This is a genomic window from Marseilla massiliensis (assembly GCF_016899855.1).
In the GTDB taxonomy this organism is placed as follows: Bacteria; Bacteroidota; Bacteroidia; order Bacteroidales; family Bacteroidaceae; genus Prevotella.
Map to the genome: position 1 here is coordinate 1 of NZ_JACJJG010000142.1, position 5,820 is coordinate 5,820.

The 5,820-nt window shown below is 57.9% G+C and carries 4 protein-coding genes; 2 read left to right on the forward strand and 2 right to left on the reverse strand.

Translation table 11 applies throughout. The features are described from left to right. Positions 1–48: 48 nt before the first annotated feature. The gene (locus tag H6A34_RS13390; RefSeq protein ID WP_205105925.1) at positions 49–1,242 is read right to left on the reverse strand and encodes an FprA family A-type flavoprotein; all 1,194 of its coding nucleotides are present in this window, start codon (positions 1,240–1,242) and stop codon (positions 49–51) included. 94 nt (positions 1,243–1,336) lie between these two features. Then, a complete protein-coding gene (locus H6A34_RS13395) occupies positions 1,337–2,281 on the reverse strand; it encodes a carbohydrate kinase family protein (protein WP_021948668.1) in 945 nt (314 codons plus the stop codon). A 160-nt stretch (positions 2,282–2,441) separates the two neighbouring features. Here H6A34_RS13395 and H6A34_RS13400 point away from each other — a divergent pair, with 160 nt between their 5' ends. Both H6A34_RS13400 and H6A34_RS13405 read left to right on the forward strand, forming a co-directional pair. Continuing rightward, complete coding sequence (locus tag H6A34_RS13400) at positions 2,442–3,671, forward strand: M16 family metallopeptidase (protein ID WP_205105926.1); 1,230 nt, start codon at positions 2,442–2,444, stop codon at positions 3,669–3,671. 246 nt (positions 3,672–3,917) lie between these two features. Next, positions 3,918–5,792 carry a heavy metal translocating P-type ATPase gene (locus tag H6A34_RS13405; protein ID WP_205105927.1) on the forward strand — a complete coding sequence of 625 codons (1,875 nt, stop codon included), beginning with the start codon at positions 3,918–3,920 and terminating at the stop codon, positions 5,790–5,792. Positions 5,793–5,820: the final 28 nt, after the last annotated feature.

A 5,820-nucleotide genomic window follows, 5' to 3' on the forward strand; every position in this document is an offset into this window, starting at 1 on the left:
TTGTCTTAACTCCTTTACTCCTTTAACTTCTTAACTACTGAAAAGAGACTATCTATCCTCCTTCAGCCTATCGGCCATTGCCCTGCCGAGCGCCTCGCACAGGGCAAAGGTGTCGTCCTTGAGGCTCTGCTTCATCTCCACCGGAGTGCCCACAGGCTCGAACTTCAGGTGTTGCTCGTTCCATTCCTTGATACGCTCGACGGCCTTTCCGGCCCACGCATAGCTGCCGAACCAGCCTATATAGTGGCGGTTCTTGATGTCCTTGCCGGCAAGTTCGCTCAGCAATACCTCCATCTCGTGGTACAGTCCGGCGTTGTACGTCGGCGCGCCGACGATAAGTCCGCGGTAACGGAATACGTCACGGATAATGTAAGAGTGGTGGGTCTTCGACACGTTGTACATAACGATGTTCTTGATGCCGGCCTGGCTCGCGGCGCGGGCAATCACTTCGGCCATGCGCTCGGTGTTGCCGTACATCGTTCCGTAGCATATCACGATGCCTTCCTCGGTCTCGTAGCGGCTCAAGCGGTCGTAAATGCCGATTACCTTGTCGATATACTCATGCCAAACGGGGCCGTGCGTAGAGCAGATGTAGTCCAGTTGTACGCCCTCGAGCTTCTTCAGGGCGTTCTGTACGGGAGTGCCGTACTTGCCGACGATGTTCGAATAATAGCGTATCATCTCCAACCAGAACTCATCGCAGTTGATTTCAGAGTCGATTATGCCGCCGTTCAGCGCGCCGAAGCAGCCGAAGGCGTCGCCCGAGAACAGCGTGTTGGTGGTCGTGTCGAGCGTTACCATCGTCTCGGGCCAGTGCACCATCGGCGTCAGCACGAACGAAAGCTCGTGGCGCCCGAGGCTGAGCGTAGAGCCGTTCTTCACCTCCACCTCGTCGGTTGTTATGCCGTAGAAGCCCTCTATCATGCCAAACGTCTTCTTGTTGGCCACGATTTTTATTCCGGGATAGTATTTACGGATAAGCTCTATGGCACCGCTGTGGTCGGGCTCCATGTGGTTTATTACGAGGTAGTCAATCTGCCTGTCGCCCAATATCTCGCGTATGTTCTTCAGGAAAGGCATGAAGAAGTCAACTTCAACTGTATCAATAAGGCATACCTTTTCGTCGTCAATAAGGTAAGAGTTGTAGGAAACTCCGTTCGGCAGCGGCCACAAGCCCTCGAAGAGCTCCTTGTTGCGGTCGTTCACGCCGACATAATAGATTTTGTCTGTAATCTCAATCATCGTTATCGTAGCTTTAGTTGTTATTAGTCTTGGGGTTTATTAGGCTTATCAGGCTAATTAGGCCCAATAAGCCTGATAGGCCTTATTAGCCCAATTAGTTTCCGCTTAGCTCAGCCTTCATGGCTTCGCCGAAGTCCTTGTCAATCGAGTTGTCAATGCTCTTGCAGCAGTTGGCCGAGAAGGCCAGGGCGCAGGCTATTATCTTGTCCCACGTCTGTTCGGGTATCGCGCCGTCCATCATGTCGCGCGTCACGCCGTAGCGCATCAGGCCGTACACCAGTCCGGCGTTGAAGTTGTCGCCGGCGCCGATGGTGCTCACCGTGTCGGTTGCCGTCACGGGATAGCTCTTCTTCAGCCCCAAGTCGCCGCGCAGCTCCACGGGGTTGGCCCCGTCGGTATATACGAACTTCTTGCAGTAGAACGATATCTCCGAGTTATACACCTTGTCGGGCGTGTCCATGTTGTACATCACCTTGAAGTCGTCGCGGCTGCCGCGCACGATGTCGGCATACTCGAAGTTCTCCAGTATGTTCGGCGTCAGCTTCAGTACCTCGTCGGCGTGCGCCGCGCGGAAGTTCACGTCATAGTAGATTATCGCCCCACGGTCGCGCGCGGCGTTGAGTATGGCGGCCACCTGCGGGCGTATCACGGGGTTGACAGAATAGTAAGAGCCTATCATCACTACGTCGTCACGGTTTATTTCCGGCACTACATAGTCGAGCCTGTCGTGCGGATGGTCCTTGTAGAATATGTACTCGGCGTCGTTCTGCTCGTTAAGGAAGGCCAGCGAGATGGGCGACTTGCTGCCCTTGAACATCCCTACGTTGTCGGCCTCCACCCCGTTTTCCTTCAGGAAGTCTATCGTCCTCTTGCCTATGCGGTCGTTGCCCACCTCGCTGACGAAGGCCGCCGGCACACCGGCACGCCCCAGCGAGATAATACCGTTGTAAACCGAGCCGCCAGGCACGGCGCTCACTGGCTGTCCATGCTTGAAGATTATGTCGAGCACGGTTTCGCCTATTCCTATTACCTTGCGCATTGTATATCCTTTACCTTAAGTATGTTATCGGTGGCAAAGTTACGAATTTTTTGTTTTTTATATAATAAAACAAAGTATAAACTCGTGAAAATCATGTATTTTTGCAAACCGAACAACCAAGGAGCAAAGCTCCACTTTACTCCTGAATAAATTAAACAACATGAACTACAACACACATACTCTGGCCAACGGACTGCGTATCATCCACCTGCCGTCGGCCTCGCCCGTGGTATATTGCGGCTACGGGATATGCGCCGGCACGCGCGACGAGCGCCCCGGCGAGGAGGGACTTGCCCACTTCTGCGAGCACGCCACCTTCAAGGGCACTTCGAGGCGCAACTCGCTGCAGGTGCTCAACCGCCTGGAGAGGGTCGGGGGCGACCTCAACGCCTTCACCAACAAGGAAGACACAGTGTTCTACTCGGCAATTATGCGCGAGCACCTGCCGCGCGCCGTCGACCTGCTTACCGACATCGTATTCCACAGCACGTACCCGCAGGCCGAGCTCGACAAGGAAATCGAGGTGATCTGCGACGAGATAGAGTGTTACAACGACTCGCCTGCCGAACTGATTTACGACGAGTTCGACAACATCATCTTCGCCGGACATCCCCTCGGGCACAACATTCTCGGAACGTCGGAGCGCCTGCGCGGATATACGACCGACGACGCCATCGGCTTCACCTCACGCTTCTACCGCCCGGAGAACGCGGTATTCTTCTCGTACGGCAACATCGACTTCGGCCGGCTGGTGACGCTGCTCGAACGCGCCACGAGCGACTTTCCCGACCACGCGCCGCTACTCAACACAAGCTGCGAGGCGCCGCTGCCGCCGGCGACAGCTCACGAGCTGGTGATGAACCGGGGCACGCACCAGGCGCACGTGATGATAGGACGCAGGGCCTACGACGTGCATGACGACCGCCGCATGGCGCTATACCTGCTCAACAACATCGTGGGCGGCCCGGCCATGAACGCCCTGCTCAACATAGCGCTGAGGGAGAGGAACGGACTGGTGTACACCGTCGACAGCTCGATGGTAAGCTACTCTGACACGGGTCTGTGGTGCGTCTACTTCGGATGCGACCCCAAGGACGTGGCGCGCTGCCGCCGGCTGGTGGCACGGGAGCTCGACAAGATGGCCTCGAAGCCCCTCTCGGCAGCACGGCTGGCTGCCGCAAAACGCCAAATAAAGGGGCAAATCGGCGTGGCATGCGACAACCGCGAGAGCTTCGCCCTCGACTTCTCGAAGAACTACCTGCACAGCGGCAGGGAGAAAGACATATCCCGACTGATGGAGAAAATCGACGAGCTGACGCCCGAAGACCTGCAGGACGTGGCGCGCGAGATATTCGACCCCGGAACAATAACCACGCTGATGTTCGTCTGAACGGCAGCGGACGAGAACCGAAAGGTGGCCTTTTACATTACAAAAGGCCACCTTTCGCGTTGCTATATGCCGTCTTTCAGCCTCCGAAAGACGGCCTTTTATAACCCCTCTGACTATCAGCCACTTACACTCCGCCTGCCGCCCTACTCACGGCAGGCCCCTGCCCCGCCCCAACTTTGCAACCCGGTTGCACTCCTTTAGCCGTACTTTTGCATCAGTAAAACGACTATTTAAACAGCAAAAGATATGGAAGAAAGGAGTTTTCTCAAACCGGGCATATCGCTGGCCATGCTCATCGCAGGCATTGTCATGGCGCATGCCAACGTCGGTTGGTTTGCCGGCGGGGCGCCGCGCATAGCCTGGTACATCGTGGCTTTCCTGCCCGTAGGGCTCGGAGTGATGAAGGAGGCATGGGAATGCGCCATGAAGGGCGACGTGTTCAGCGAGTTCATGCTGATGAGCGTGGCGTCAATCGGCGCCTTCGCCATCGGCGAATATCCCGAGGCTGTGGCCGTAATGCTGTTCTACTGCATCGGCGAGACCCTGCAGGACATGGCCGTTGACCGTGCCCGCGACAACATCAAGAGCCTGATGGAGTTCCGTCCCGACCACGCCTCGGTAGTGACGGCCACGGGTATCGTAACCAAGAGTCCAGACGAAGTGGCCGTAGGCGACATCATCGAGGTGCGCCCGGGCGAGCGCGTACCGCTCGACGGCGTGCTGACAACGCCGGCCGCGGCGCTCAACACGGCGGCCCTGACGGGCGAGAGCGTGCCCCGCACGATAGAGACCGGCGGCGAGGTGCTGGCCGGGATGATAGCCACCGACAGCGCGGTGCGCCTCCGTGTGGCGCGCCCCGCCGACCAGAGCGCCGTGGCCCGCATACTATCCATGGTGGAAGAGGCCTCCGGGCGCAAGGCTCCGGCCGAACTGTTCATCCGCAAGTTCGCCCGTGTCTACACACCTACGGTCATCGCCCTGGCGGCGCTTACGGCGCTCGTGCCGTGGCTGTGGTCGCTGGCCGACGCGTCGTTCGCCTACGACTTCAGCACATGGTTCTACCGGGCGCTAATCTTCCTTGTGATATCGTGCCCCTGCGCGCTGGTCATCAGCATACCGCTGAGTTATTTCGGAGGTATCGGGGCGGCCTCAAGGAAGGGCATACTCTTCAAGGGCGGCAACTGGCTCGACGCCGTGACACGACTCGACACCGTAGTGTTCGACAAGACGGGAACGCTGACACGCGGCAAGTTCGACGTCGTAAAAGTCGACGACAAGGCACACGAAGGACTGCTTGACGTGGTGGCCGCCATGGAGAGCGGCAGCAACCATCCAATAGCCAAGGCAATAACCGAATACGCGGGAAGCACTGGCGTAAGCGTAACCGAGCTGAAGGACATACCCGGCTACGGGCTTGCGGCCGTGGCCGGAGGCTCGCGCTGGCTGGCCGGCACGCTGAAGCTGCTCGACCGCGAGGGCGTAGCCTACCCGGAAGAGCTGGCCTCGGTGCCCGAAACAATCGTGGCCTGCGCCAGGGACGGACGGTATGTAGGGCACATACTGCTTGCCGACACGCTGAAAGACGACGCCATAGAGGCCGTTGCCCGACTGCGCAAGAGCGGCGTAGGGCATGTCGAGATACTGTCGGGCGACAAGCAGGCGCTCGTTGACAAGGTGGCCGACACGCTGAAGGTGGACAAGGGCTACGGCGACCTTCTGCCCGAAGACAAGGTAAAACATATCGAAGCCCTGAAGCATGACGGGCGCAACGTGGCCTTCGTAGGCGACGGAATAAACGACGCCCCCGTGCTGGCGCTGAGCAACGTAGGCATTGCCATGGGAGGACTTGGCGCCGACATGGCAGTAGAAACGGCCGACGTGGTGATACAGAACGACAGCCCGGCGAAAGTGGCCGCCGCCATACGCATAGGCCGCCGCACGCGCCGCATTGTACACGAGAACATCGTCTTCGCCATCGGAATAAAGCTGCTGGTGATGGTTCTCGGCCTGTTCGGAATGGCAAACCTCTGGGCCGCCGTCTTCGCCGACGTAGGCGTGGCCCTGCTCGCGGTGCTTAACGCCACGAGAGTGTTCTTTGACAAGAAGGATTCATTTAAGTAGTTAAAGGAGATTTTTTCAGTAGTTAAAG